Genomic DNA, 25,178 nt, shown 5'->3' with positions numbered 1-25,178 from the left:
TTACAAGCAGAGTCAGCACGATGTCTTGAAGATTGTCCATGTACTCTCGGACGGCGGCCGGGTCAGTATCCGTGATGTTCTCGGGGAAGTGGATACAAAACTGACTTTGACCTCCGAATAGAACATAGCGAACCTAATGGGGCGCATTCCGAGCTGGGCGAAGATCGTCCTGTTCTTGAGCTCCTATAGCCCGCTCTTCGTTATCGTCGCCCTCCGCGCCCACGATTCGACCCACTCGGTTTTCGGGTATCAACTGGAGCCCGTCGGAATCGGGCCTGTTGAATTATCCTACCTTTCGCTCGGTTCCTCGATTCTCACGGTGATTAGTGTCGTCTTCTTGGCCCTGATGATACGGATGAATCGCACAAGGCAAGGCCAGTTGAGTGATATCGAGCATTACCGAAATCGGTCAGATATGTTCACGGAATATCTCTTAGTCTACATCTTCCCGTTCATCGTGTTCGAGTTCTCGGACATATACGATGTAGCGGCATTTCTCGTGCTATTTCTCACGGTCGCCGCGATCGTGATCCGCTCAAACCGCCTGTTCGTCAATCCGGTTCTGATCGGCTTCCGCTACCGCGTCTACGAAATCGAAACTGAGCACGACAGACGGATCCTCCTCACCAAGCAGCAACTCGATGAGAATGATATGACACTCAATACCGCAAGAATAAGTAGCGATGTCTATATCACTACAAAATAATGAGTTCAGCGAGCCGGGGTGACCCCCGAGACCACTTCGACGAACTGGTCGCATTCCTCCAGCGGATCGAGGACATCGATACCAGCGAACTTGGGATCGACCTGCTACTGGCTCGTCTGGACGAGGAGAGCGCCGAAGACTATGACTACACCTTTGACCGCATCTCGCTAGATCAAGAGCTCCCCGAGGATTTGGAGAATCTGGTTCGCGAGAAGGTCAAACACAAGCAATCTGCGCTCGAAAACGACAAGATCCGATTTTCGGATTACGGCATCGAAAATCGAGATCGCGACCAGACCTTCGTTCAGCACGAACCCACGGAGAACATCCCCCAGTTCGAGAACTTCGAACGCCTGCTGGAGGGAGAGCGGTTTAGTCACACGACATATACGGAGCCGCCGAAACCCGAGTTCCAAGCGATCCGTATTCAGGATGCCGACAACGGTCAGATGGCGATTGCCTTTCTGAACTACAGTCGGCGCCAGATTATGGGTCGAACGTCTCGAGCCCGTATGCGGGTGGGAAGTGAGAAACATACGAAAGTAGGCGATTCGCTGATCTCGATCCCCGACCGCGTCGATTCCATCTACTACGACGGACTGATGTACATCTTCGACCAGTCCCGGTTCGAGAAAATATTCGACTATCTCGCGGAGTATGAGCGGTGTGCGGATGACGTCATTGACCGAATCGAAGAAACGGACATTCCCTTCCACGACTTTGAGATGTTCAAGGAGGCAGTGTACGGGAACAACCGTGTGCTGAGACTGATGTACAAAGTACACGATCGGGGCGTGTACGAAGATATGGATTTAGACGACGCAACGTATATCCGCGACAACTTCGATACCGACGTGAAATTCGAGGAAAACGGTGACGGAGAGATGTCCATCAAAATGGACGACAAGCGAGACGTTTGGGCCGTTCTCCGCTTCTTCAACGACGATCACCTCGACTCGCCGCTTACGAATGAGCAGTACATCTCGCTCTCAAAGCAGGATGCTGGATAGACTCACTCAGTAGTCCCGCCAAGTATCTCGCGAGCCTGTGATTCAAGCGCGTCAAAGTCGATCTTCTGATCTGGCTTACAGGTGATTCTCACTCCGCTTCGACCACTGCTTCGCATATCCTCATTGACTGCAACTGACTCAGCGTCGATCCCGATTTCATCGGCGATATCCGCAGCGTCTAGCGACGCCGTATCGACGTCGAACAAGTCGATGTGGAACAGCGTCCGCTTCGTCCGGATCGCGATGCGGCGTTTTCGGCCCTTGTTGAACGCGACGTAGTGCTTCTGCCCCCACTCCGGCCCGTTGAGGAACTCCAGTTCCTGCAGCGCAGCTGTGACATCTTCCAGCAGATCAGCCGTTTGCTCGTTGGAACGCTCGTTGAGATGCCACCCTTGCCCGTCCTCCTTCCACGGTTCCTCAGAGGTATCGGGACTTACGTCCGTCACGGTGTGTTCCGGCGTCGGGATCGTCTGCTCCGCATCGAGATACAGCCGGTCGCCGTCCTTCAGGAGCTGGAACTCGATGACGGAGATGTCGATCGATCTGTCGCTGAGCCACCGGAGTACGATGTCCAGCCGCTCGCGGACGGACTCACCGACGAAGACGATCCGCTGATCCTGATTGAGTGTGTAGTCCTCGTTGCAGAACTCGTCAAGTACTTCGGTAAACGTGGTTTCCTCTTCGTAGAGCGTTCGACCCCACGTCGTGGATTTGAACTTCTCGAACTGGTCGCGGAGCTTGGAGTAATCCCAGTGCGAGGTGTAGGCGGCGTACTTGAGTCCCTGAAAGTCGACCTTCGGCTTCAACGCGCCTCGTTTGAGTTCGATGGCGACCACGTTGGCGTCTCGGTCGATAGCAAGAAGGTCGATCCCATCGCCGATCTGCTTCACGGAGACTTCCCGTCCGATGAGCCGAAAGTCCTCCCCGAGGATGCTCTCGGGACTGTTGATGATCCACTCTCGGAGGTCGTCCTCACGAAACCCCTCGTTCTTCAGGGAGACCGTTTCTAACGTAGAAACGTCTTCCTCGTCCCCGACTCTAAGCATGATGTCGAGATAGAGTCACAGACGAGTGATAGTCTTTTGGAACGATCTACCCGAAACCGGCTAACTTGCTCGCTGTTAGAAAGCCGCGACCGGGCCTACAACAGCCCGATCACGAACATCGCGAGCACGACCAGCAGCCACGCGATATGAAGGAGCAGTCGGAGACGCTCCATTAGTGTCCAGAGTCGATCCTCGTCCGGTAGTCCGAGCGAATCCATCTGTTCGAATTGGGGTGTCGTTGTCACTCATCGGGCGATCGAGTAGCTGGGGATCTAGCGGCGACGGCGCCGCTACTCGATCTTCAGCTGTTTCAACCCCTCAGTAGACCGCCACCGAATGAACCGGGGCTGCCGCCGGGTACGCCTGAAACAAGTACACTCCAGCAACGATTGGAGTGGATTAACTCCATCAGCGGGACGTCTGTTTCGAGCTTTCTTGGCGCCGCCATTAATCGTTGGGATAACCCGTTCAGCAGCTCGTTCGTCGCTATCGCGGTTCTGTTAGAGATTGGTCGATTTCCGGTCGATAACGTCGTCGTCAATCGCGACGACGTCCTTCTCTACGAGATGTTCAATGGCTTCGGCTACGTCCTCGGGAGAGAGATCGACCGCCGCTTCCAACTCCGACCGAGAGATCGACTCGTCGAAGGCCTGTAACACTTCGAGTTCCCGGTACACGCGTTCGGTGATTTCGGAGACCCGCTCGGCCAACGGCGTCGAGATGTTGTGCTGCGCTTCGAGTTCCAGTAGTGCCTCGTTCGCGTGCGTGACGAACAGCTCCTGTCCCAGCAGGTCGATCTGCTGCTCCAACTCGTCTTCGATAACGTCGAAATCCAGTTCGGTCTGTACGAGCGAGTACATGTCCTCGATGTCGTCTGTCCGCCCGGCAACAGACTTGAACAGGAAGATGTCCTCGGCACTGACCAGCGCGACCGACAGCCCACCGGCGTCGAGATAGGCTTCACTTCGCCGGCGCATCCCATCTGAGAGAACGAGCTTGTCGATTACTTGCTGATTGAAGACGTCGATGCGGCATCCATCGTCGTTTTCGAGAATCCGCTGCGCCCCGAGGTCGTCATACTCTTCTCCGGGATCTTTGACGATGTCGTATCCGTTATCCAGCAAAACCGCTTGTAGTACTCGGAGGTCGTCGCCGTCAGAAACGATGAGATCGATGTCCTTGGTCGTCTCCTTGAGACCGCGGAACGACATCGCACCGCCACCAATCAGATAGACGGTCAGCTCGGTTTCGAGCTGCCTGCCGACACGCCGCAGCTCGGACTCGATGTACTCGCTGTCGAACCGCCGCCTCATACTGCCACCCCGTATTCGTCGGCGAGCTCACGGAACTCTTCCCATCGCGGGAGGCGTCCCGACCGGTTCTCGCCCTCGGTATCAAGGTACTCGAGGAGATTCAACACCCGTTCGTCGACCTCGTATTTTTGTGCGGCTTCGAGCAACGCATCGCGGTCGACTGCAGTCTCGCTGAGCAAGAGGAGACAGTAGGACTGCGAGCGCGTGCCGTCGTCGATCGCGAGCATGTGGCAACACAGCTCCGCCGGCGACACGTCATCGACTGACTCCGAGTACAGGTAATATCGGCGCTGGCGAGCCATCAATGGGAGACCGTACGCTTGGAACAGTTCCGGCCCAGTCAGATGGAACGCGTCTGCCTCGATCTCGGCACGGGTCTGGACGAGAAACTCGTCCAGCGATTCCCAGAGAAGCGTGAACGACTCCGCGTAGTCTTCGACGCGATGTCTGTGCCGCAAGTGCGCAAACTCACGGGCCACCGTAGATAGCTCCTCGAATTCGTCGTTGAGCGTGTACTTTCCGTCCGACTTGTAGATCATCCCGCGGTTCTCGAGCGGGGATAGCGACCGATGTACCGTGCTTCGGTGAACGTCGACTCGCTCCGCGAGTTCCGTGGCGGTCGCCGGCGACTGCAGGTAGTACAGAATACGTAGCGTTGCGCCGCCGAGCAATTCGGGAAATGGAATGTGGGTGTACTGTTGGACGAAACTGTCGAACAGTTCGATTGCGCGGGCATCTGACCGGTTGATCTGCTTCTGCTTCCCCTCGCGGCTGGTGTGAACCAACCCCTTCGACTCCATCCGATCAACGAGTTCAGAGACGTAACTCCGACTCCGGTCTAGTTCCTCGGCGAGTCCCGAAACCGTCGACTCACCCTGAAGGGCTTCCAGCGCCCGAAGCTCTGCCTCAGTGTACACTATGTTGCGTATTTGCGAATCGAATATAAATAAGTTCGGTGTTTTGCAACACCAGACCGTCAGTCGAGCGGCTCGATCATCATTACAGAGCCATCCGGTAGTGCATCCATGGTCTCCCGAATCCGCCGCAGCTGCTCGTCAACACCATCCAGCAACTGCTCTGCATCTTCGATCAATTCACCCACGCGTTCCTCACTCGGTGGGCTGGTTCCCTCTACTGCATCGACGACCTCTTGGGTGAGATCGTGGTCGGGATACTCCGAGAGCAGCTTGTCGGCGAGTTCCTCGAGTCGCTCGTCGACCTCGAAGGGGTTCTCCGCCTCGTCGAGGAGTTGCGCTACATCGTCGACACCCGGCGGCTGCGATCGACTGAGCATCTCGCTCACGTCGTTCGTGACCGGATGGTTCGGGTGTGCTTCCTTGAGCCGTCTCGACGCGTCGCGAAGCTGCGACCAGAGGGACGCCTCGCTACCGGTTGCTTCGAGGAGTCGCCGTGCCCGTTCAAACCGCTTGGCTTGCTGAACGACCGTTGGGTCAACGAGGTCTTCCTCCGAGAACGAGTCACCATCCCACGCCGTCTCGAAGAGGTCGTAGAGGTCGTCGATGGTCACACCGTCAAATTCGACGGCGACGCGGTCGGCAGTTTCCTTGCTGCTCCCGTCGTGAGCGTGGAGCCACGTCGCGAGGCTGGCAACCACGCTCTCGGGCTCCTCGTCCGGCGGCGACTCCCCCGTGATGCGTTCGTACTGCTCACGGACGACGGTTCGTCTGTGAGCGTCGGCTTCGTCGATCGTTGCTCGAAGCCGGTCGGCATCAGGCACTTCGTCCCCGCCGACGATCGCTTGCATCTCTCCCGTGATGTCCGCACCGGGGTAGAGCCGCTGCATCTCCATCGTTCGCTGGCTGAACTGCCCCCAGAGGGAGTCGCCATCCTCGACCGACCGGAACAGCTCTCTCGCCCGCACAAAGCGCTCGGATTGGCGCTCGATCTCGTCGGACGCGAAATCGTCTGTTTCGAGACCCTCGCCGCCGAGTGCGGGCTGGAGGGCCGTTTCGAGTTCATCCAGCGAAGCGCCTTCGCCGAACTCTCTGCTGACGCCTCGCAGGACGCGTTTCACTAGCACACTGTTCTGATTCACCCATTCAGCTAACTCGGTGAGCCACGCGTCGGGGTCGGTTCCCTCCGGCTCCTCGCCGATCAGCGTCTCAACGGTTTCCCGAATCTGCTCTGGATCGGTGTCCCCGATCGACTCGAAACGAATCTGTACGTCGGTCAGATTCGTCTTGTTTCTGACCGCTCGCCCGATCGCGTCCGGTTCGGTGATGTACTCGTCGTCGCGGCGTAGCGCGATTTTGTTAGCCGTTGCGAGCGTGATTAGCAGTGCCGAGATCGACTCCTGCGGTGTCCCGCGATACGTGCCCCCTCGCTGGACGGTCTGGCTGAGTAAGTCCTCGGCACGAAGCGATTGGGTATTCTCGTACTCGTCGAGGAATTCCTGACACCAGCCGTCGGCGATTTCGGCTCGGTCAGTATCCACACCAAGTGTGACAGCGTCCTCGCTCGAGAGCGGCCAGTCATTGACGCCGCGGAAGAACCGCGCCATCTGCTTGGCATCCTTGACTTCCGTTATTCCGTTGGTCAGGACGAAACGCGTCCCGGTAAACACGGACTTGACTTGCTTTTCCACGACCTGCTCGAACACGTCTCTGTACCGTCCCCTCGTCCCACCCGTTCGGACGTAGACGTTCGCTTCCTCGAGTTGCTCGCGAATCGTTGACTCGAGGGCCCGCTGTTCGTCGCGGTGGTCGGATTCCAAATCCGGATACGTCTCCGTCTCCTCTGAGAGGACTTCCTGCATTCCCATCACGTCCCGCAGTCGGTCGATCGTCGATCCCTGTAGATCGACGGCGACGAGGACGTGCTCTCCCCCATCTCGACTCTCATTCGTCGACTGCCATGCATCAACTTGATCGCTTATCTCATCGCCGCCGCCAGCGACCAGCCGCACACGAACGGCGTCAAACTCCGGCGTTGGCGCTTGCTCGATAGGGTCGAGGACGGAGTAGCCGAAGCGGAGCGGGACTTTCCGCTCAGCCTCGAGATCGACCTCGTGTCGACTGCCCTCTGAGAGCAGGAGGTCGCTTCCCTCCCGAAGGGAATTCTCCAACTTGGCCGAAAGTCGATGCGACGGAATCTGCTGTGCGCGAGTCTTCGCTCGCGTCAGGATATCCTCCTGCTGTTCGGAGACCAGCAGATACTCCTCGTCGCCACGATCGTTCGTCTCTGTCAGCACTTTCCGATCCTCGAGGAGGTCGGACAGCGCCGATTCGACATCGTCCCGGACGGCTTCGAACGACTCGTCAGTCGACTTGACCATCAGACGGGCAAGGTTCGCCGGCGTCGACGGCACCTCGGAACGAACCTGATTCAGCAGGTACAGTCCCTTCGCAACGCGGACGGAGAACGCATCCTCGTCGCCGCCCGCCGAGGGGACGAGTTTGTTCTCGACCATCTCCTGCACCCATAGCGGGATGTAAGTCGTCTCTTCGACCAGCAGATCGTACAACTCGTCCCACGTGACGAGCGCTCCGACCTGCTTGTTCCCCCACTCGAACCGCGTGAACAGCGAGCGGACGAGGATGAGCAATGCCCGGCCCTGCACGTACTCTTCTTCGGTGACGCGTCCCCGCGGCATCAGTTGCTGAATCACCGTCCGGAGCAACCCGAGATCGTACTCGCGGAACGGATACGACTCGACCGCATCCGGATCGGCGCCGGCAATATCGGAGTACGCATCGAGCGTCAGGTCGGGCATCCCCCGAAGCGAGGACTCGACGGCCTGTCCACCCTCGGTATCTTTCTGTAGCCACCGCTTCCGAACGATGATCTCGGTGTCGGCACCCTCCAACGGTTCTTGGGCACCGTACCACGGCTGATCCGTGACTTCAGTATCTTCGAACTCACCGTGGATACGCTCGATCGGATACTGTCCAGTCCCGATGACCGGAGGATTAGGCCCAACGCCAAGCTCCGTCAGCGATTTCATCGTCTCTTGGAACTCTCTGTATCGATGGCGTCCATCGCCGATGAACAGCGCCACCTCGTCAAGCCCGATCAGCAACTCCGTCTCGGTCTCCGGCGTGCTCAACGACTCTTGAGCCGCTTCGACGCGGTCGACGAGTTCGTCGGGGTCGAACTCGTCGGGGTCGACTTCCTCGATGGCGTCGTCGATGGACTGTTTGACCTCCTCCCGGGACGCGAACGGCGAGTCTTTGAGTGTCGGAACGGCGTCGTAGAGCCAGCTCCGCAGCGACGCCCGCTCGTCGTACACATCGTCGAACGTCCGTCCGTCGTGCTCGATTTCCTGTAGTCGCTCCCAGCAGTCACCGTGGTTCATATCGAGCTGCCACGCCCACTCAAGCAGCCAGTTCGGGTCGGTCGGATACCCGAGTTCGCGGCCGATCGCCTCATAGATGAGATACGGGAGCGGCGGCTCCTGTGACGCATCTCGATTGAGGAGGTTCAGGAAGACGGGTTTCAGACGGTCGACGTGAGAGTCAGCAACGCTCTGTCGGAACGACTGAAAGCCCGGCCATCTGTTCGCTAGTTCTTCGCCGAGATCGGCGAACTCTGATTCGGTGTCGGCAGCGAACCCGATGAGTTTCAGGAGGTGCGTCTTCCCCGACCCGAACGTCGCGGAGATATAGAGGAAGCGCGGTTCCTCGTGTGGATACTTGTCGACGAGGTTTCCGAGCGTGGTAAGCACGTCGCGAGCGCTATCGGTCTCGTAAAACTCGCGGACGTCGTTTTCGGCCTGCGCTCTGGAGTTGACTTTTTGAACTTCCTCGAGTTCGCGAGTCGGTGACTGCTGGAAGATGTCGTGAATGTGTGTGTCGCTCATTGGAGATGCACCCCCTCGACCCGGCCTTCGATCTGGTGGGCCGGGTAGTAGTTTCGCGATTCCTCGCCGAAGAAGCTCAGTTTCCCACCGACGATGTCCCCGGGGAACGGAATGCCGATAGTGGACTGGACGTTTCGACGGTCGAGTTCGTCGAGAAGTTCCGACGCACGCGTGAACGGGTAGAGGCTTCCGAGATGGGTGAGGAGGACGACGTGTCGCTGCTGGGCTGGCGCCTCGATTTTCTCGACCATAACCGCGACAAGTTCTTCCGCTAACCGGTCTTGCATCGTTTCGGTGATGGTCGCCGGTTGGCTGTTCTCCCCGAGATCGACCGCGAGTTTGAACACATCGGTTTCGACAAATAGCTCATCCAGTCGGAGGACTTGGGCGGCTCCGTCATCCGGGAAGTCCTCAGTACGATGTGGGTTCGATGCCCACTCGGTGAGCCGTTCGGCAACTCGTCGCTCGTATATCGGCTGGACGGGAACGATCACAAACGGGTTTCGGATGCCGCGTCGCCCGTCGGCGAACTGGGCGAGTCGCTCCGTGAAGTCGTGGAAGGGACGCTTGGTCGTCATCGAATGATCACCCCCGTCCCAGTCCGCTCGATACGGAGGTCATGGCGTTTAACGAGCCGTTCCAGTTCGGAGTCCAGCGATTCGCGATCCGACGGGAGAACCCCGATTGCCGTGGTCTCTGTGGGAGATTGATCCCCAACAAGTGTCTGTAGCTCCTCGAACGTCTCACGTAATTCGTCGATGTCGCTACCGGCAACCACAGCGAGAAGTTCGCTGTCGACGAGGGTGTTCGTCGCGCGAATGAAGTCGTCAGCTTCGGCGTTGGTCGTTCCGCCAGTCACCGTCGATACCGCGTTCGAGACATTCTTGTACCACGATTCGGCACGGCGGAGCGGTGTAATGTATTTGTTCTCGAAGGCCGGCCGAACGTTCGAACCAAACTCGCTTGCGGGCAGGATCCACGGATGCTCCTCTAACTCGTCGACGAACGCATCGACATCGGTTCCCTCTCGGAACGAGTCCCATGCGGTCTCTATCGCGTCGTCGAGCGCCGGCGAGGTGGTTTGGGCGTCGTTGAATCGATCCCACCCATCGTGTGTCCACCACTCACCCTCGTAGCCGTCGATACTTTCACGGAGGGTCTGGCTGGCCGTTTCGCACTCTTTGGTCAGCCAGTCGTACGACTGCTGGGCGAGAGTTAGCTGCGCATCGATTCGTGTGATGGCGGCAAGACGCAAGCTCCACACTTCCTTGGCATCGTCGTACCACCCTTGCGCGTCGTTGGTTGCTTCGACAACTTCCTCCCAGTCGGTGTCGCGTGATTTAACGGCCTCTCTTCGGTCGATCGCGCTCTGCTGCTTGGCTTCGAGAGTCTCCACGAACGACTCGAGGAGGGTGCGAACGGCTCGCGTTTGGATGTCACTCTCGGCGACCAGCCCGACGTCTTCTACGAGACTACCGAGCCGACCCGCAAGCGTGTCGTTCGCAGACTGGAGCCTGACAATTCCGTCCGGAATGGTCTCCGTCGAATCGATGAATCCTCCCTTACGGAGAATCTCACGTACACCACCACTCCCTGCAATCTTGAGACGCGTCGTCGTCAGTTTATTCAGATCGATGACGGCGTCGAGTTCGAGGGAGTCGCCCGTTTCGTCGACGGGCAAGAAATCCCCCTTCCGGCAGAGACCCCAAATGATCGCACACAGCGCGGGGCGAGCATCCTCGTATATCGGCTTCTTCTTGACGATCCCGTCGAGGATCGTCGCCATCGCGAGGTTCCCGCCACGTTGCTTCAACTGCTGGCCGGTGAAGGCGCGTACGTTGTTCTGGATCGAACCACCGTGCGTTTCCGGGTCTTCCGTTGCGACATCGATCTGTTGAGCCCACGTGGGGAGCAGATCTTGTGCGGAGAGACCCCGAAGCTCCTGTAAGTACTCGTCTCCGATCTGCAGCATCACGGGATGGAAGTCGTCGGGATAATTGACATCCAGATATTCCTCGACTCCCGTGACCATTCCCCCGATCTGATCGCCGCGATCCTTGATGTCGAACGTCCCGCTGTTGAGAGCTCCGACAAGTTTGCTCTGAACCCGAGCCGCCCGATCAGAGAGGTCACGCTCCACGGACTGTGGGAGCGTGTGGTCTCCGACGGCATCTCTGAGCGACCACCACTCGACAAGGCTATCTCGGAGATCATCGAGTCCGTCCTGACCGATCGTCCATTCGAGCGGATCGCCAGCGTAGTCGATGTCTGCTGCAGCGGGAGAAATCCCTTCGACGGCGATCTCGACATCGAGCGCGTCCTCAGCATCGACCGTTGTATCGAGGTCAATTCCGTCAATACTGAATTCGTAGCGAACGGGGTACTGCTCGCCGGTATCTTTGTACTCGGCTGATGTCGGCAGTGAGAGATCCCGCACGATGTCCTCCCAAACATACCCGTCCACGGCTTCGACGATGGACTGCCAGTCTGGGTTATCAAGGTTCTGCTCGGAAGCTTCGATGATCTCGCGCTCTTCGGGATGAGTGAACGCGTACTTCGGCCCGGTTTCGTCGTGCGTCGGACGGATGAATCTTCGAAGCCGTTGGAGCGAATCCTCGACGCGATTCTCCATCTGGAACTGGGTCGGGCCGTCGAGGTCGCTCAACACGGCAACTGCGAGGTTCCGCTCGGACATCGGAATAGTGTCCGGGATGTGTTGGAGAAGCAGCACGGCCTTTGCAACATCCACGTCGATCTCCTCCAGTTCGCCTGCCTCGTGTTGTTCCGCAATCTCCTCGATGACTCCCACGTCCTGTGGCGTAATATCATCCAGCTCCGGCTCGATAAGGTCGTAGAAGTCAACCAGCGAAATGACGTGAGTGTCATCGCCGGCCTCTACCCACTCTTGGAGGAGCCCGTGAACGAGGGCCAGAATCGCCCGTGCAGTCCCAGAGAAAATCGATTTCGCCGGGTCGTGAGCTTCCTGCCGGAGGTTCGAGAGTATCTCGAGGAACAGCGGTGGCTGATACGGAAGGAACGGATAGAACTCGATGAGCCGTTCACGATCGATGTTGTCGAGCGGTGGTTCGGTGTTCTGTTCGATGCCAGAGTACACGAGCAGTGTCTCGGGCTCGTTGCTGGTTCGTTCGAGGACGCGTTCCGTGTCTTCCTTCCCGATTTCGGACTTTTTGAGTAACCGTTGCGTCGATATTTCACCAACATGTCGGCTCGGAAGGCCGAAGCGATGCGGGAATCGATCCTTGACGATACTGAAGTCGGCCCCACGAGCGGCGAACTGTGGTTGGACGTCCTCAATTTTGGCCTGTGCTGTTGCCACCAGTTGGATGTCGCCGTCGCCGGTCTCGTCGACGCTTTCTGCGAGCGTCTGCAACTCGGTGAGTCGGTCGAAATCCGTCCCGATAAAGAGACTGACCTCGTCAAGCAACAGCACGAGCTTGACCGGGTGGCCGAGTTCTTCTTCGCGATCATTTCGTAGCTGTTCGAGGCGCTCGACCATCGCTTGGGGGTCGAGATCGGACGGCATCAGGTCGTCTAAGCCGTCCGCTGTGCCGGTCTCCTGCTCGAAGAGTGTGGGAAGAACGGCGTCAGCAAGCGCGTTGTATTGCTGAACGTCCGTCCAGTCGTATTTCTCGGGGCTGTCGACCGTATTCCGGAGTGCCGTTTGGGTGTTGGTAGTTCGATCATCCCACGCGTCGGTCGTCCGGTACCAGTCCTCGAAGAACGCGACATCGAGTTGCGATGAGAGCCCTCCCTCAGCGCCGGTGAGGCGTTCCGACGTGTGAGCGCTTCGGAGGACGATCTCACTGAAGCTCAGTTTCTTCTGGCCCTGATGCTTCAGGAGGTTCACCGAGATCGGGATGACCTCGTATTCATCGTGGATCGATGACCACGTGGACTCGAGTGTCTCCAGTTCACGTCCGTCAGTTAGTTGTTCCCAGACATCGTCTCGCTGTCGAAGCCATTCGCTATCAAGAAGCCCGCGAAGCACGCTGAGGAGGTGACTCTTTCCGCTCCCGTAGTACCCGTAGAGCCAGTAGTTCGCACCCGACCGCATATCCTCGGAACGACCGAGCAGCCGCGAGAAGAAGTCGGAGATGAAGTCCTCGGACTCCTCCGTCACGTGGTAGGTGTCAATCGATTCCAGCCGATGATCACGACCGTTGTCTTCGCGGTCGATGCGGACGGACTCCTCGAAATCGCTTCCGACATCGGCCGCAAACCAGTCCTCTTGCGTCATACTTCGCCCTCCCACGGTTCAGCCCAGTCGTACGTGTCATCGACCGGCTGAAGTCGTAGCTCACCGTGAATTCCGCTTGCTTCCCAATTTGGATCATCGCTCACACGTTCGGCCAAGGAGTCCCAGTACTGTTCGGACTGGAAAAGGTAGAGCCAGCCAGTCGGTTGAGAGAGCCAGTCATTGCCGTGGGTCTCCCACGAGTATCCTGACGCGACGAGCAGTGGCGTTGTTCCGACATTGGGGATTTGTCCCTGAAGGGCCTGTTGTGTATCGAGAACACCGATTTCCCGCATTACCGACCGGAGTCCTTCTCCCCATCGACGCGTCGTCGATTCCGCATAGTCGAACTCGCTCCCGTCGCCGTAGTGGAACCCATTTAGGAGACGCTCGATCGTCTCCTGCTCGAAATCCAATCCGTCCACCCCGGACTCCTGAAGCCGGTCGACGTACCGATGAACAACGTACTTCACGAGAGGGTCGTCTTCCAGCAAGTAGAAGTACAAGATTTGCGCTTTGTCACGCACCGTCTCACACTGGTCAAGGATAGAGGGTAGTTGGACGATAGACGGAAGCTCGCTACCAGCGGTCTTGAACCGTGAACTGAGAGTGCGGTAGATTCCCTTCGAGCTTCCACGTGTACTGCGCTCGTCGAAGCGTTCTTCGATCCATCTCTCCTCGACGACCGTCCAGTCTCGATATTGGGCGTACAGCCGAGCAAGCGTCTCTGCTCTATCGACGAGAAGCCCGCATCTTGTGATCGCCATCGACACCTCGTCGTGAGAAAATGTCGAGTCGAGCGACGGTAGGGAAGTCCCCCTCCCGTCGGTGCGGAGAGTCATATATCATCTCGAACCATCCATACCACTTAGTTGATAGGGAAAAAGGAATCACGGAGATCAGCCATTTGGATACTGGTGCGCACAGTCACCGAGTTTCGAAGAGAAACTGAGTTCTTGACGAAGTAGATATTAGATAGCCATCACCACCTCTTAGACGATTGGCTGAGGCGGTTCCATCGACGAGGATGGAAGAGTGAGGAATTCGGCCAAGTGTGGGTTACAAGAGCGGTTTCAAAAGCATGATCTGCTCGAACAGCCCGAAGCCGTTGAGACGGTTATGAAAGAACGCAAAGGGATGACACGGGAGTACTCCGGCAAGCGTCGAGACCATTTTCTCGAAGTGAAAGAAGACCCACCGTTCTATCTCCAGCCTCAGTTTGCACAATTGACGAGGGGCTCTGTGGAGGGCTGAGTGAGCACAACGACATCTGGTCGTACCAATCGGACGAGGCCAATATCACGATTCCCGAACGTTTTCGAGAGCTTCAGCCACGATCTCGTCGACGACGTTTGCGAGTGGTTGGTGTTCGGCGAACGCCAAAGCGAGTGTCTCAAAGTAACTCTCCGGGAGACGTGACTGGTCGACCTCGTACGTCTTTTCCGTGTAATCTTTCTTTTGCCCCTTGTTCGTGATGTCTGTGTCGTCAAGGATGGGCTGGAGACGGTCTTGGTACTTCTCGGAGTTGTAGAGTCGGTGGAACTCATCACGGAGATCGACACGCGTTGGACAGCGAAGGATGAACGTGAGCTTCCCACGGCTAAACGACTCCTCGTCGCGGATAAGATGGACGAAATGGAGACGAAGACCACGTTTTCCATGCGTTTCCGTGCGGTCGATAGTTGGTTCGAGATCGTTGTCGTCGAGGTACCACCCGTGCTTGAAGATGCAGCCATACTTTCCGTGGTTGAGTCGAGTATGCCACTCGTCCGTCCACAAGTCATCGTCGACGTGGCTTTTGAACAGCTCCGGCCAGTCCTCGATGGTACGCTTTCGAAGGGATTCGGCAGCATCGAGCAGCGTGTCGATATCTTCCCGATACTCGCTGAGCAACCGCACCTTCTCTTTTTGAATTTCGGTAAAATCGTCGTCTTCCATGTTTGCCACCTGTGTGATTGTCGATATGAACTCTCGAAGTTGACTCACGCTCCGTTCCGGATACCGCCCATGTGAACGTTCGAGAACAGTTTCGAAGCTATCCACGACGTGTCGCCAGTATAGATCTCCGAATGCATCGGCATTCGAATCCGGCCTGTACGCTTTGGAGAGGAATACGTAATGCAGTCCATCCTCGGGATATGTCTCCTTTTTTTTCGTTTCCGAGATGCGTGTCCTCCACGTATCGAGTCGTCTGTCGAGAACCTTCAGTCGAATCAACCTTCGACTCGACACAAATGAACCACTCACCGGGCACGCGAAGTACGATGTCGGGCCGGTTATTCGCGGGTGACGTTACCTCGGTTTCGACTTTAATGCGCTCAAGATCCCGGTGGAGGTACTCGAAAGAGTGGTCAGCCTCCCGTTGTACCGTTTCCAGAAAGCTCTTCAGGAGATCGATCCCGAATCCGTGTGGTTGAGCAGGATCGAGAAAGTACGCTAAAAGTGTATTCCACGTTCCCTCAGACCTTGCGGAGCCGAGGATCCGAATCGTCGACTTGGGTGGTTCGGAGATATTCGGCAGTGCCTCAAGTGAGGTGCGGAGTTCACGAAATCGTTCCTCTAACTCCTCTCCAGTCGCCATCATCACACGATACTGGCGAGGAAGCATAAACGTACGGCGGAGAACTTGGTAATCAGTCAAGCGATCCTCGCCAATGAGGGAAGTCTCAGAGATTGGCCGAATTCTCCACCAACCATTATTATCGATCTCTACAACGTGCTAACATATGGACTGGGCGACAACAATCAATCTCGGTGGATTCGGAAACTCGGCCGAAATGGAATGGCAGACGGTCAAGAGCTGGAAGTCATTTACCGGATTCTTCGACGATGCCGTACATATCGACGCCGTCACCTATTGTGAGTCGCCCGAACTACTTCTCGAGCTGTTCAACCAACAAGGTTCGAAACTGGAGACGATGGACGTTCTCGTCGGCAATCGCGAGGAGTATCAGTCCTCCGTCGACGATGCAACGGTCGCCCGACAGCTCGAACAGTACTACCGGGAGGACAAGCTGATCGTTCGCCTCAAGAATCGGAAGGTCGTCCACTCCAAGCTCTACCGGATCGTCGAGGAAGATGACGAAGTAACACTCATCGCAGGGAGCGCCAACCTGTCGTACAACAGCTGGAAGAACCAGACCAACAGCGTCGTCGTATTCAACACCGAGGTCGACAGCCAGCTCGACCGACAGTTCCAGCAATGGATCGACGACCATCGTGACGAGTACGCGGACACCGTCTTCATGGAGAATCTGGCCGAGGAATTGGAGCAAATCGACGACAAGGAGGAGAAGGAACGGCGCATCGAGCTGTGGATTGATAACCGGGACACACAGCTGTCCGAACGGGGAGAGGTTCACTCGAACGTCGGGGAGGAAATGCAGGTGTTGGGTGACGAAGTCGACCGTGTCGTCAGCGTCACCAACGATCCGGAAGACGCCGACGAGGTCGTCAACATCAGCCCCGAAACGATCGAGCCGGAGAACGGAGACACAGCCTCAAACGAGGGAAGCGTTGGAGAGCAACAGGATGAGGATCAGTCCGAGGGCATCACCGCGGCCAAGACACCAGAATACACTATTACGCTCTCGACGCAGGGATACGAGAACGATGGCTACCTCGATCAGTTGAAAACCGACCTCAAGCGGCGCGGGGCGGACGTCGGTTCGGATGCGATCACGACGCCGGTCGAAGGATACACCAACTACCTTCAGAGGCACTACGACGTCCCGAAGATGTGGATCGACGAAGAGAACAAACGCGTTCACCTCCAGCACGGAGAGCACCACCGGATCCTAACCGCCGATCACGATCCCGACCCAGAACTCCTCAACGCAACCCTCGAAAACATCGAGAACTACGTCGAAACCATCGATCGATGGGGGGAGACGAACAACCCTCGAGCAGTGAAGGCGCACATGTACGAGGGGATTCTCTACGGGCTATGGGCGCCATTTGTGAACCTCTACGCCCGGCAGTTCTACGGGAGCGTCACTCTCGATAACGCGCTACAGTATCTCTACATCTTCGGCGAATCCGATGCTGGCAAGGACAAATTCACGGAGTTCGTGTTGCGGCTCATCTCGGACGATTTAGTCAGAGGTGGGGCCGATGGAGACGACATCGGGAAAAACCAGATTCGGGCGCTACGGAACGTCGACACGGTGTTTCCGTACGTCGTCTCCGACATCACCAAACAGACGATCGAGCGCATCGACACGCTTAGAAACTTCTGGCAGGATTCGTGGCACCCTTCGAACGAGATCGCGTATCCGACGATCATCTTCACCAGCAACGATTCCCGACCGAATGATTGGTTCCGGAATCGGGCGAAGATGCTCCATTTCGACGTCGCCTTCCCTTCGAATCCGGAAGACGAAGGGTTCTACGAAGCGCAGGAGGATCTGAACGCGATCCTCGACGCCCGGAACCCAATCTTCTCGTACGTCTCACGGCGCATCCTGAAAGACGAAATGTATCTCGATGCAGGCGGGACTGTCGAGGATGTTCGGCAGGTGTTCCTCGACTTCTACGATCGTGCAGGACGAGCGCACCCGAGTTACTTCCCTGAGGAGCCGGCGAATCGGCAGTACAACATCGGGAAGCGCAAGTGGAAGCAGGCATACGATCGCGGGGACGTAACGTTCGAACGCCGAGAGAACCACCTCATAGCCGATTTCGACCTCGAGCCACACGAACTCTACAGCTACCGCAAGACCCTTCCAACGAAGATGCGGCCGGAGAAGAGCGGTCGGAACGTCGTCATTAAGAATCCCGATGGTTTCGAAGAATGGATCGATATCGATGGGATCACATCTCTGAACGAACGGAACACCAGCGAAGGTTTCCTAACACGTCTCCTCGGCTGATCGCGGCTGTTCTCTGTTGGTGGACTCGTCTTTGCCAATTAACCGACGTAGCCACGGATCACCGGAATCCACTCAGCCAATAACCATAATATATCTGAGTTCTCTGACCAACCCACTATACTAATACTTACGCATAGATTGTATTGAGGCCCCAGAACTCGGATCCGCAAACGTTCTTAAACTGTATGGAATATAATCCTTTCGCCCAAATTAAGTGCTAACGACCCCCACAGCATATTGTCGATGACGAACGGACTCCCCACTCACCCCCGGCAAATGGCTCACGGAGTCGCTAGCGTGAGTAGTTCGGAGGCTAACGGAAAGGCGGGGAGCAATGGGAAAGACGAGGAGAATGAACCACTAGCGTCGCTTATGAGGAGAAATTCAAGGGATACCGATGACAGAGGGCCGGCGTTGTGTGCGGATCGAGAAGGCGAAGACAGAGTCATCGACGTGGGAGTGTCGTTTCAAACGATCGAGTAGCAGCCTGTCAGCCAGCAGATGAAACAACTATCGAAAACATCGAACACCAACTCAACGGCAGGAACATCCGAGGAAGAACGGAGCGACGAAAGTGAATGCGAAGGCCAGACGGAGCAAAATGGTAATTCTTCCGACGGAATGAAGCGGGTGAACTTCACCGTTCATCCCAAACAGCACAGCGAGATGGAGGAACTTGCGGAAGATCGCGGAACGACCGTAAGTGCCTTGATCCGTCAAAGCGTCAGGCTACTCTCTCAGCGCGATCAGAACGAGGGAGTTAGCCGGGAGATGCAACCGCTCCTTCAACACATCAAAGACAACAAGGAAGAGATTGAGGCGGTGAAAACACGTTTCGACGAGGTTCGTGAGTCGGTCGACAAGCTGATCGAAACAGTTGAAAACGGGGAATCATCAGGGCTGTCGCCATCGGAGCAAAAACGGATCGCTCAGAAGTTGCACAAGCTTCTGAGGGAGCGTGGGCCGATGTCGATCCCTGAACTAATCGAAGAAACGGATTTCACCCGCCACGAAGTACAACTCGGGATCGATCAGCTTCGGAACAGCCACACCATCACCGAGCACGAAGGTGCCGAGGATCAGCAGCTACTCAAATGGGAGGTGCGCTAGCATGAGTAATAGTTCTCCACCATCGGATGACGAAGATGACATCCTCAAAACGGATGACTTCGAGGAATTCGATGATCCGTTAGCTCGTAATTTCCTTCACCATCGTTCGATCCGGAAAGGGCAAAGTTCCGTCGAGAACGACAAAACAGTTTTCAGACAATACCTCCCTCACCTCGATGAAAAATCGGTAGATGAGGCGGAACATCAGGACGTTCTCGATTTCGCTGATCATCTGGCTGAAAAGGGATGTGCCAAGTCGACGATGGAGGTGTACCTGAGCACCATTAACTCACTTCATCAGCACCTCAACTACAATTATAATTCCAACCTACCGGATGTTAGCCATATTCCGGCCCTCTACAGCGACCTCGACTCCGGAGAGGATCGAACGAGTATCGACAGGGAGGAGATCAAACAGATGATCGACGCTGCAGAGGGTCTCCGCAAGGCTATCATCATCGGTCTCCTGTACTACCTCGGACTTCGGGCGAAGGAGTTGGTCAACCTGCGTCTCAACCACGTTGACCTTAACGAAGGACGCATCTGGGTCAACACACTCAAAGGTGACAACGACCGTACTCTCCCGATCCACGAGGACATCGAGTTCACGTTGAAGATCTGGCTCGATGAGGAGCGGCCACAGTATCCTAAAGCACCAGCCAGCGACCATGTGATGGTCGGGAAGGAATCGAAGCAGGTACGGTATCAGGAAGTCTGGGAAACCGTTCATCAAGCCGCCGAGAAAGCGGGGATTCAGCGGATTATAGGTGAAACTGCCCACGAGAACGACATCTATCGCGTCAAACCACACGTGCTCCGCCATTCGGTCTCTACGCATGCCTTCGACGACGGAATGACACGTGAGGAACTCGCACACTTCCTCGGACACAAGAACATCGACACCGTCGATACCTACATTCACACGAACGACATGGAGCAGGCGATCCAGTCGTACTCGAACCAGTTCACTGGCTTCTAACTCCATATCTGCGAACTACTTTTCATCCTTGTGTCTCCGATATAAATAAGATACACACAAAGTATTCACTCAGAACATTCTATATACTTTTAGAGACTGATTGGTGCGTACTTTGTGTGTACTCGCACACCGCACAACACACACCAGAGCCGCGCCGTAATGAGCAAAAATGTAGCGGGATTAGAGCCGTTCGCCAACGAGAGTGTGTCGGGGAACGAGCGGTGCAAGTTGATTCAGGAGATTCCAGAGATCTTCTACGGAGTGTTCACCGGAATCGACACCACGATGGAGTGAACACCCGCCAGCCGAATCGGTCTCAAAAAACTCATCCAGAATCTCCTCGATCGAGATGTGGTATGCGCCTCGAAGGGTTGCATCGATCTCGTTCTTCAACAACCGAGTGCGTAGAAGAGAAATCGTTGACGAGGAAGGTGTGATGAGATGTAGGTCGTGTTCCGCGTGTCGGTGTTCACCCAATACGTCGTCTGTTAGCTCTTTCAAAAGTGCCGCCTCACTCCGAACGGGCGAGATCGTACTCGATTCCGTGCGAATGAGTTGGGCACTGTTTCCGAATCCGACTTCCCACCCCTCTATTGACTGCTCCGTCTCCTTTTCGGTGGTCTCCAAACGGAGGAAGCACCACGATTCGATGGACTCGTCCGGTGCGTGGTACATTTCGTTGTTTCCGATCATGCTACACACCATTGCTGACCACGCACGGATGCTGTCTCGAGTGTCGGTCTGGACATAGTCAGGGCCCGTAGATCTACGGTATCCTCATAAAGGCTGCCTAGCGACTCTGATAAATCAGTAGAAGAGATTGTTGCCGGCTGCCACCGAGATCGGTTACGGTTCGGTGTTATCCATCTCCTCGGACGACTCCATGTCCATCGACGGTTGCAGATGGAGCGTCTCCTCGACCTCTTCTTCCGAGTAGTACTCGGTGAACTTCTGACGACAGCCGAAGGGTATTGCCTCAAGGGGAATGATGTCCGGCCACTCGATGAAACTGCACCACTGTGTCCCCATCGTCTCATGATGTAGCAACCATCGATCACGAGACTCGGGGATATCGAGTGTTGGGATCATGTGCATCGCAACGATGTACTGCCGGTGCTCGGGGAAGTAGACCAAGAATGCGAAGAATCCTCCATGCCGGAGCATAGAGATTTGCCGTTCCCAAATCTGGAACCGGCCAATCTCCCCGTTCGAGTAGTGGGTTGCACAGGATTTCAGCTGCACGGGATGACCGTCGCTCCGACGTGCATCCCACCACGTCGTCCGCTCCAACTCAAGGTCGAAAGCGTCACACAATCGTTGCTCCGCCTTCATCCAGATGCCACGTGGATTGATATCGTCCAACTGTATCTCCTCTCCGCTATAGAGAGAATCGAGCATCCAGATCATCTGCGATTCCGCTGGCAGCAGCATTTCGTTGATCTGTGCTTCCGAATCGTCGCTACGGTGATAGTCATGCCTGTAATGCTGACCGCGGGAAATCGATCATTGGCAATACACTCCTCTCAACGCCCACAGACGGGCGTTGAACTCGAGCGTCTTCCCTCAGCTATTAAATGTTATTTCTGAGTCGCGATATCAGAGCGGAGTCAGCTGTTGTACTGGCGAGATTCCAGTTCCTCTCAACCGAGTGATCGTATTAGAGTGGATAAAATTCGCCAAATCTACACTAACATCAGCTACTTCGTCCTTCATTACGATAAGTGAGTATGAGCGAATACACGGTCGCCGGCGTAGATTGGGCCGGGAACAGCTGGTTTGGTATCGTGCCTCGGGATGGATCGTACGAGGACTATATTCTAAAAGACGGGCCCTCGTCGATAGCGTACTGGATCGCCTATTTGAACGCGTCCGCGAAATCATCCCGACGCGTGTCACTCCCATACTGTCAATTTCCGAGATGGGTGTCGCTGACGTGGAGGATACGCGTCGTCATGCGATTCGAAACGACCGTCGGCATCCCCATAAGGGATGTCAACCGAGGTGAAAGTGGAACGAACGTGTTCATTGAAACCACCATCGGATGACAGATTCAGCGAATATGCTGAATAGACTTTGTTGAAACTCATCAGGGACACATGCCAACTCGGCAGCAGTCTATGCAACGTGCGTATCTTGCACAGAGGGTTCAAAGAAGATCGACTGTTTGTATCGATCTATATACGTCTACTCTCATCATGTTGGGGAGTGTTAGAGCAAGTATCTAGTCCGAAATATATTCCCACATTCCCGAACTCTGTTCAACTACTAGCTATGAGCTCCAAGCTAACGGATGCAGAAATTGATGCTTTACTCTGTGAGGAAGGTGTTGGTGTCTTAGCTTTTACTGATGGGAAAGAGGCCTATTCGATTCCAGAATCGTTCGGCTATGATAGTGAGAATGAGCGGTTGTACTTCCAATTTGTGTACACCTCAGATAGCAAGAAAATGGCGTTTTTGGAAACGACGGAAACAGCCACATTCACAGTGTATTCGGAAAACCCGGCACGAAGTGTCCTTGTCAGCGGCACAGTCGAACCGATAACTGAGAATGAACAGCCCCGTGCTACGACTGCTATCGCAGAAAACGCCTCAATTCCAACACTCAATGTCTATCCGGGAGCAGACCCGGACGAGATCACAATGGCGTACTATCGGCTACTTCCGGACAACATAACTGGCCGTGAGTTTCAAGCGTACGCTCCCTCTTCAGCTGACCAATAAGCAGCCCGAGTAGCACAGCTAATTCAGTAAATCGAGTGCAAAACGAACGCGCTCACTGTGCTGCATTGATCCTCTATATCTTTCACATGCTTTCTGCCAGTTGCAGGATAGATTGAGCGAGCAGTGCAAGATACAGGGCGTGTATCTTGCAGCCGTACTCACCAATTGCCCTGTCGTAATGACCGCTTTGAGACGGCCTTTTGAAAAATTTCCACCAGTCTGTCTGACAAGTGTAATTTAGAGTTCTCGGCGTCCGAAGTTGATGATAAATGCCAAAATCACCGCGATATTAATCACGGCGAGCGGGAGTTGCAGCGCGTTGAGTGGCATAATATTGTGCTGTGTTGAATAGCGATCTTATCTACCGATATCACCAGTTTAGAAGGGTGAAGCCAAGGAAATCGAACCTGGCATGGAGATCGATATCCTCGACTTCATTGAGCAGTGTCGTGACCTAGCTAAACAAGCGTTAGGGAAGCACGCGGGCGAGCCCGCCAGCGGCGGGTTCGCCCGCTGGATCCACGTTGTTCTTCACTGTTTTCGGGTCGAAGAGGCCCACAGCTACCGTGAAACGCCGAATCGGCTGAAGTACATGGACGAAGTCCGTGACGCTCTCGGCTTAGATCGGGACGATCTCCCCGATCACACAACGATCTACAAGTCGTTTGATCGGCTGAAAATGTGGGTGTGGCGGGCGCTGCTGCGCGTTTCCGCGCAGCAGCACCCGCAGTCTGGACACGCCGCTCTCGACAGCACGTTCTTCGACCGCCGCCGTGCGTCCTCGTACTTCCGCCAGCGGGCAGGACGAACGATACAGACGCTGAAAGTGACGACATTGACTGATGTGGAATCGCTTGCGGTTCTTGACGTTCACATCACAGCGCGGTGGAAGCACGATACGAAGACTGGACCGCAGGTCGTCCGCCGAAACGCGGACGACCTGCAGTCCGTCGCCGCCGACAACGGCTTCCAAGACTGGCATACCGAGTACGAAATCGCCGCACATGACGTTGAGTACCTTGTTCACTATCGCGGCTCATCAGCGAAAGCAGCCGCGAACAACGCGCTCAACCGAGCAAACGGCTACTCTCAGCGATGGATGGCCGAAACGTCCTACTCGACAACGAAGCGCTCGCTCGGCGATGCCGTGCGAGCGCTTGGCTGGTATCGGCAGTTCCGTGAGATCGTCCTGATGTTCGCCATCATTAACATAGAACCGCTGTGTGAACCGCTGTAACAATGAATCAGCATCTATTCAACACAGCATAATATTGAGGCCATGGGCGAGTACCAATACAAGTGGCAAGCCCCACTGACCGATTATTGCGAGCGCTGTGGTTACCCACTGATATCCTTCGAAGATATCGTCGATGAGAAGTGCGTAAAACAGAATGATAAGGCTCAGCCCAAAGAAGTGAACGTGGGCTGCTATCATCCACGGAGGTGCAGCCATGGCTTCTCCAAAAATCATTGGATCCCGAAGTAATACTTGATACAATCCGATTACCATACCAGCCAAGATACCCAGTAACCCGGACAACTTCAGTATAGCTGCTGGACGTACCATATTCTCGTTGTTTAGATTATAATACATATATTTTGCCATCACGTACTTGATAATCATCTCAAGACCGAAGATCGAAAGTGCTGGGCGATATTACAGTCGAATTGAGAGTAATTTTCGGTAGATGAATATTCTGTATCTTGCAGTGGTCTTCTAACAACCGCTCGGGAGTTCGTTGAGTCGCTGCAAAATGCAGGGCGCGTATGCAGCACAGAAGCTGAGATTGAGCGTGCCTTAGATACCCCAGAAAGTTCCAGTAATAGCAGTGGACTGATTCGATCCAGTGGGAAGCGCTAACAAAAATCCAAAGAAGACAATCGGGAGAAGAAACACAGCGACGTACCAGAGAGTCGCCATGACAACAACTAACCACGTACTAAGTCCATATCCTGTCTGATCCCAGTCGATTCCGACTCGCGGAAGTCCAACGACAGCACCGACTGGGAGTCCAATCAAATACAGTATTGCCAGTCCAAAGGCCACATTAAGCAGTGTGTTGGCAGTATCTACACTCTGAGTCGAGCCAGCAACTCCAATCCCGACGCCGATGATAAACGGGAGTGAAAGGCCAATAGCCACGATGACATAACCTACAACAGCAGAGCCGGTCGGAGGAAGACGTCGAAAGAGTTCTCGAAGCCGGTGCGAAATCAAGATCGGACTCCACAATACTACAGCTACAACCCCGGGGAAAAGAGCGAGAAAAATGGCACTCAACCAGTTCGTGATCTGTTCCATGCCGTACCATCCTCCAATAAGAACTATAATGTGACGGTTACTCAAA

At 55.5% G+C, this 25,178-nt stretch carries 23 protein-coding genes; 9 read left to right on the top strand and 14 right to left on the bottom strand.

The genetic code is table 11. The annotated features are described in order from the left end of the window. Positions 1–136: 136 nt before the first annotated feature. Both ACYQ07_RS12155 and ACYQ07_RS12150 read left to right on the top strand, forming a co-directional pair. Positions 137–706, top strand: coding sequence for a hypothetical protein (locus tag ACYQ07_RS12155; RefSeq protein WP_459881965.1), 570 nt, complete (start codon positions 137–139; stop codon positions 704–706). Then, positions 706–1,716: a Kiwa anti-phage protein KwaB-like domain-containing protein gene (locus ACYQ07_RS12150; protein WP_459881963.1), complete on the top strand. Its 1,011-nt coding sequence runs from the start codon at positions 706–708 to the stop codon at positions 1,714–1,716. Before ACYQ07_RS12155 ends, ACYQ07_RS12150 begins: the two co-directional genes overlap by 1 nt. Before the next feature lie 2 nt (positions 1,717–1,718). Here the strand turns inward: ACYQ07_RS12150 and ACYQ07_RS12145 are convergent, their stop codons facing one another. From ACYQ07_RS12145 to ACYQ07_RS12100, 10 genes are all read right to left on the bottom strand, one after another. Next, the gene (locus tag ACYQ07_RS12145; RefSeq protein WP_459881961.1) at positions 1,719–2,762 is read right to left on the bottom strand and encodes a hypothetical protein; all 1,044 of its coding nucleotides are present in this window, start codon (positions 2,760–2,762) and stop codon (positions 1,719–1,721) included. Between the two features lie 95 nt (positions 2,763–2,857). After that, on the bottom strand, positions 2,858–2,980 hold the full coding sequence (locus ACYQ07_RS12140) for a hypothetical protein (RefSeq protein ID WP_459881959.1): 123 nt from the start codon (positions 2,978–2,980) through the stop codon (positions 2,858–2,860). Positions 2,981–3,262: 282 nt separating this feature from the next. Beyond that, positions 3,263–4,075 carry a DUF6036 family nucleotidyltransferase gene (locus ACYQ07_RS12135; protein ID WP_459881957.1) on the bottom strand — a complete coding sequence of 271 codons (813 nt, stop codon included), beginning with the start codon at positions 4,073–4,075 and terminating at the stop codon, positions 3,263–3,265. Next, positions 4,072–4,992 (bottom strand): helix-turn-helix domain-containing protein, encoded by a 921-nt coding sequence (locus ACYQ07_RS12130; RefSeq protein WP_459881955.1) that lies wholly within the window; start codon positions 4,990–4,992, stop codon positions 4,072–4,074. The genes ACYQ07_RS12135 and ACYQ07_RS12130 overlap by 4 nt, the downstream gene beginning before the upstream one ends. A 59-nt stretch (positions 4,993–5,051) precedes the next feature. Beyond that, entirely contained in the window at positions 5,052–8,894 is a 3,843-nt protein-coding gene (locus tag ACYQ07_RS12125) for a hypothetical protein (RefSeq protein ID WP_459881953.1), read from the bottom strand. Continuing rightward, positions 8,891–9,472, bottom strand: a complete 582-nt coding sequence (locus ACYQ07_RS12120; RefSeq protein WP_459881951.1) for a BREX protein BrxB domain-containing protein — start codon at positions 9,470–9,472, stop codon at positions 8,891–8,893. The genes ACYQ07_RS12125 and ACYQ07_RS12120 overlap by 4 nt, the downstream gene beginning before the upstream one ends. Further along, entirely contained in the window at positions 9,469–13,152 is a 3,684-nt protein-coding gene (locus tag ACYQ07_RS12115) for a hypothetical protein (protein WP_459881950.1), read from the bottom strand. The genes ACYQ07_RS12120 and ACYQ07_RS12115 overlap by 4 nt, the downstream gene beginning before the upstream one ends. Further along, positions 13,149–13,991 carry a BrxA family protein gene (locus ACYQ07_RS12110; protein WP_459881948.1) on the bottom strand — a complete coding sequence of 281 codons (843 nt, stop codon included), beginning with the start codon at positions 13,989–13,991 and terminating at the stop codon, positions 13,149–13,151. Before ACYQ07_RS12110 ends, ACYQ07_RS12115 begins: the two co-directional genes overlap by 4 nt. A 457-nt stretch (positions 13,992–14,448) precedes the next feature. Then, the gene (locus tag ACYQ07_RS12105; RefSeq protein WP_459881946.1) at positions 14,449–15,087 is read right to left on the bottom strand and encodes a hypothetical protein; all 639 of its coding nucleotides are present in this window, start codon (positions 15,085–15,087) and stop codon (positions 14,449–14,451) included. A 97-nt stretch (positions 15,088–15,184) separates the two neighbouring features. Then, positions 15,185–15,730, bottom strand: coding sequence for a PD-(D/E)XK nuclease family protein (locus tag ACYQ07_RS12100; protein WP_459881944.1), 546 nt, complete (start codon positions 15,728–15,730; stop codon positions 15,185–15,187). A 145-nt stretch (positions 15,731–15,875) separates the two neighbouring features. Here ACYQ07_RS12100 and ACYQ07_RS12095 point away from each other — a divergent pair, with 145 nt between their 5' ends. From ACYQ07_RS12095 to ACYQ07_RS12080, 4 genes are all read left to right on the top strand, one after another. After that, complete coding sequence (locus tag ACYQ07_RS12095; protein ID WP_459881943.1) at positions 15,876–18,020, top strand: restriction endonuclease PLD domain-containing protein; 2,145 nt, start codon at positions 15,876–15,878, stop codon at positions 18,018–18,020. 297 nt (positions 18,021–18,317) lie between these two features. Then, the gene (locus tag ACYQ07_RS12090; protein ID WP_459881941.1) at positions 18,318–18,503 is read left to right on the top strand and encodes a hypothetical protein; all 186 of its coding nucleotides are present in this window, start codon (positions 18,318–18,320) and stop codon (positions 18,501–18,503) included. Between the two features lie 18 nt (positions 18,504–18,521). After that, positions 18,522–19,130 carry a hypothetical protein gene (locus ACYQ07_RS12085; RefSeq protein WP_459881939.1) on the top strand — a complete coding sequence of 203 codons (609 nt, stop codon included), beginning with the start codon at positions 18,522–18,524 and terminating at the stop codon, positions 19,128–19,130. A 1-nt stretch (position 19,131) separates the two neighbouring features. Further along, positions 19,132–20,109 (top strand): tyrosine-type recombinase/integrase, encoded by a 978-nt coding sequence (locus ACYQ07_RS12080; RefSeq protein WP_459881937.1) that lies wholly within the window; start codon positions 19,132–19,134, stop codon positions 20,107–20,109. Positions 20,110–20,289: 180 nt separating this feature from the next. Here ACYQ07_RS12080 and ACYQ07_RS12075 read toward each other — a convergent pair whose 3' ends face one another. Both ACYQ07_RS12075 and ACYQ07_RS12070 read right to left on the bottom strand, forming a co-directional pair. Then, the gene (locus ACYQ07_RS12075; RefSeq protein WP_459881936.1) at positions 20,290–20,802 is read right to left on the bottom strand and encodes a hypothetical protein; all 513 of its coding nucleotides are present in this window, start codon (positions 20,800–20,802) and stop codon (positions 20,290–20,292) included. 153 nt (positions 20,803–20,955) lie between these two features. Continuing rightward, positions 20,956–21,516, bottom strand: a complete 561-nt coding sequence (locus tag ACYQ07_RS12070) for a PD-(D/E)XK family putative nuclease (protein ID WP_459881934.1) — start codon at positions 21,514–21,516, stop codon at positions 20,956–20,958. A 320-nt stretch (positions 21,517–21,836) separates the two neighbouring features. Here ACYQ07_RS12070 and ACYQ07_RS12065 point away from each other — a divergent pair, with 320 nt between their 5' ends. The 3 genes from ACYQ07_RS12065 to ACYQ07_RS12055 all read left to right on the top strand — a co-directional run bounded on the left by ACYQ07_RS12065 (position 21,837) and on the right by ACYQ07_RS12055 (position 24,067). Continuing rightward, on the top strand, positions 21,837–22,154 hold the full coding sequence (locus ACYQ07_RS12065; protein WP_459881932.1) for a hypothetical protein: 318 nt from the start codon (positions 21,837–21,839) through the stop codon (positions 22,152–22,154). Positions 22,155–22,380: 226 nt separating this feature from the next. Continuing rightward, positions 22,381–22,830, top strand: a complete 450-nt coding sequence (locus tag ACYQ07_RS12060) for a pyridoxamine 5'-phosphate oxidase family protein (RefSeq protein WP_459881930.1) — start codon at positions 22,381–22,383, stop codon at positions 22,828–22,830. A 412-nt stretch (positions 22,831–23,242) separates the two neighbouring features. Then, a complete protein-coding gene (locus ACYQ07_RS12055) occupies positions 23,243–24,067 on the top strand; it encodes an IS5 family transposase (RefSeq protein ID WP_459877682.1) in 825 nt (274 codons plus the stop codon). A gap of 18 nt (positions 24,068–24,085) precedes the next feature. Here ACYQ07_RS12055 and ACYQ07_RS12050 read toward each other — a convergent pair whose 3' ends face one another. Both ACYQ07_RS12050 and ACYQ07_RS12045 read right to left on the bottom strand, forming a co-directional pair. Next, a complete protein-coding gene (locus tag ACYQ07_RS12050) occupies positions 24,086–24,397 on the bottom strand; it encodes a DUF8059 family membrane protein (protein WP_459881928.1) in 312 nt (103 codons plus the stop codon). A 231-nt stretch (positions 24,398–24,628) separates the two neighbouring features. Continuing rightward, positions 24,629–25,132: a DUF8162 family protein gene (locus tag ACYQ07_RS12045; protein ID WP_459881926.1), complete on the bottom strand. Its 504-nt coding sequence runs from the start codon at positions 25,130–25,132 to the stop codon at positions 24,629–24,631. Positions 25,133–25,178 lie beyond the last annotated feature (46 nt).

Source organism: Halorubrum gandharaense (assembly GCF_054654575.1).
The sequence above is the reverse complement of the archived record's forward strand: the minus strand, read 5'-3'. Positions and strand labels throughout refer to the sequence as shown.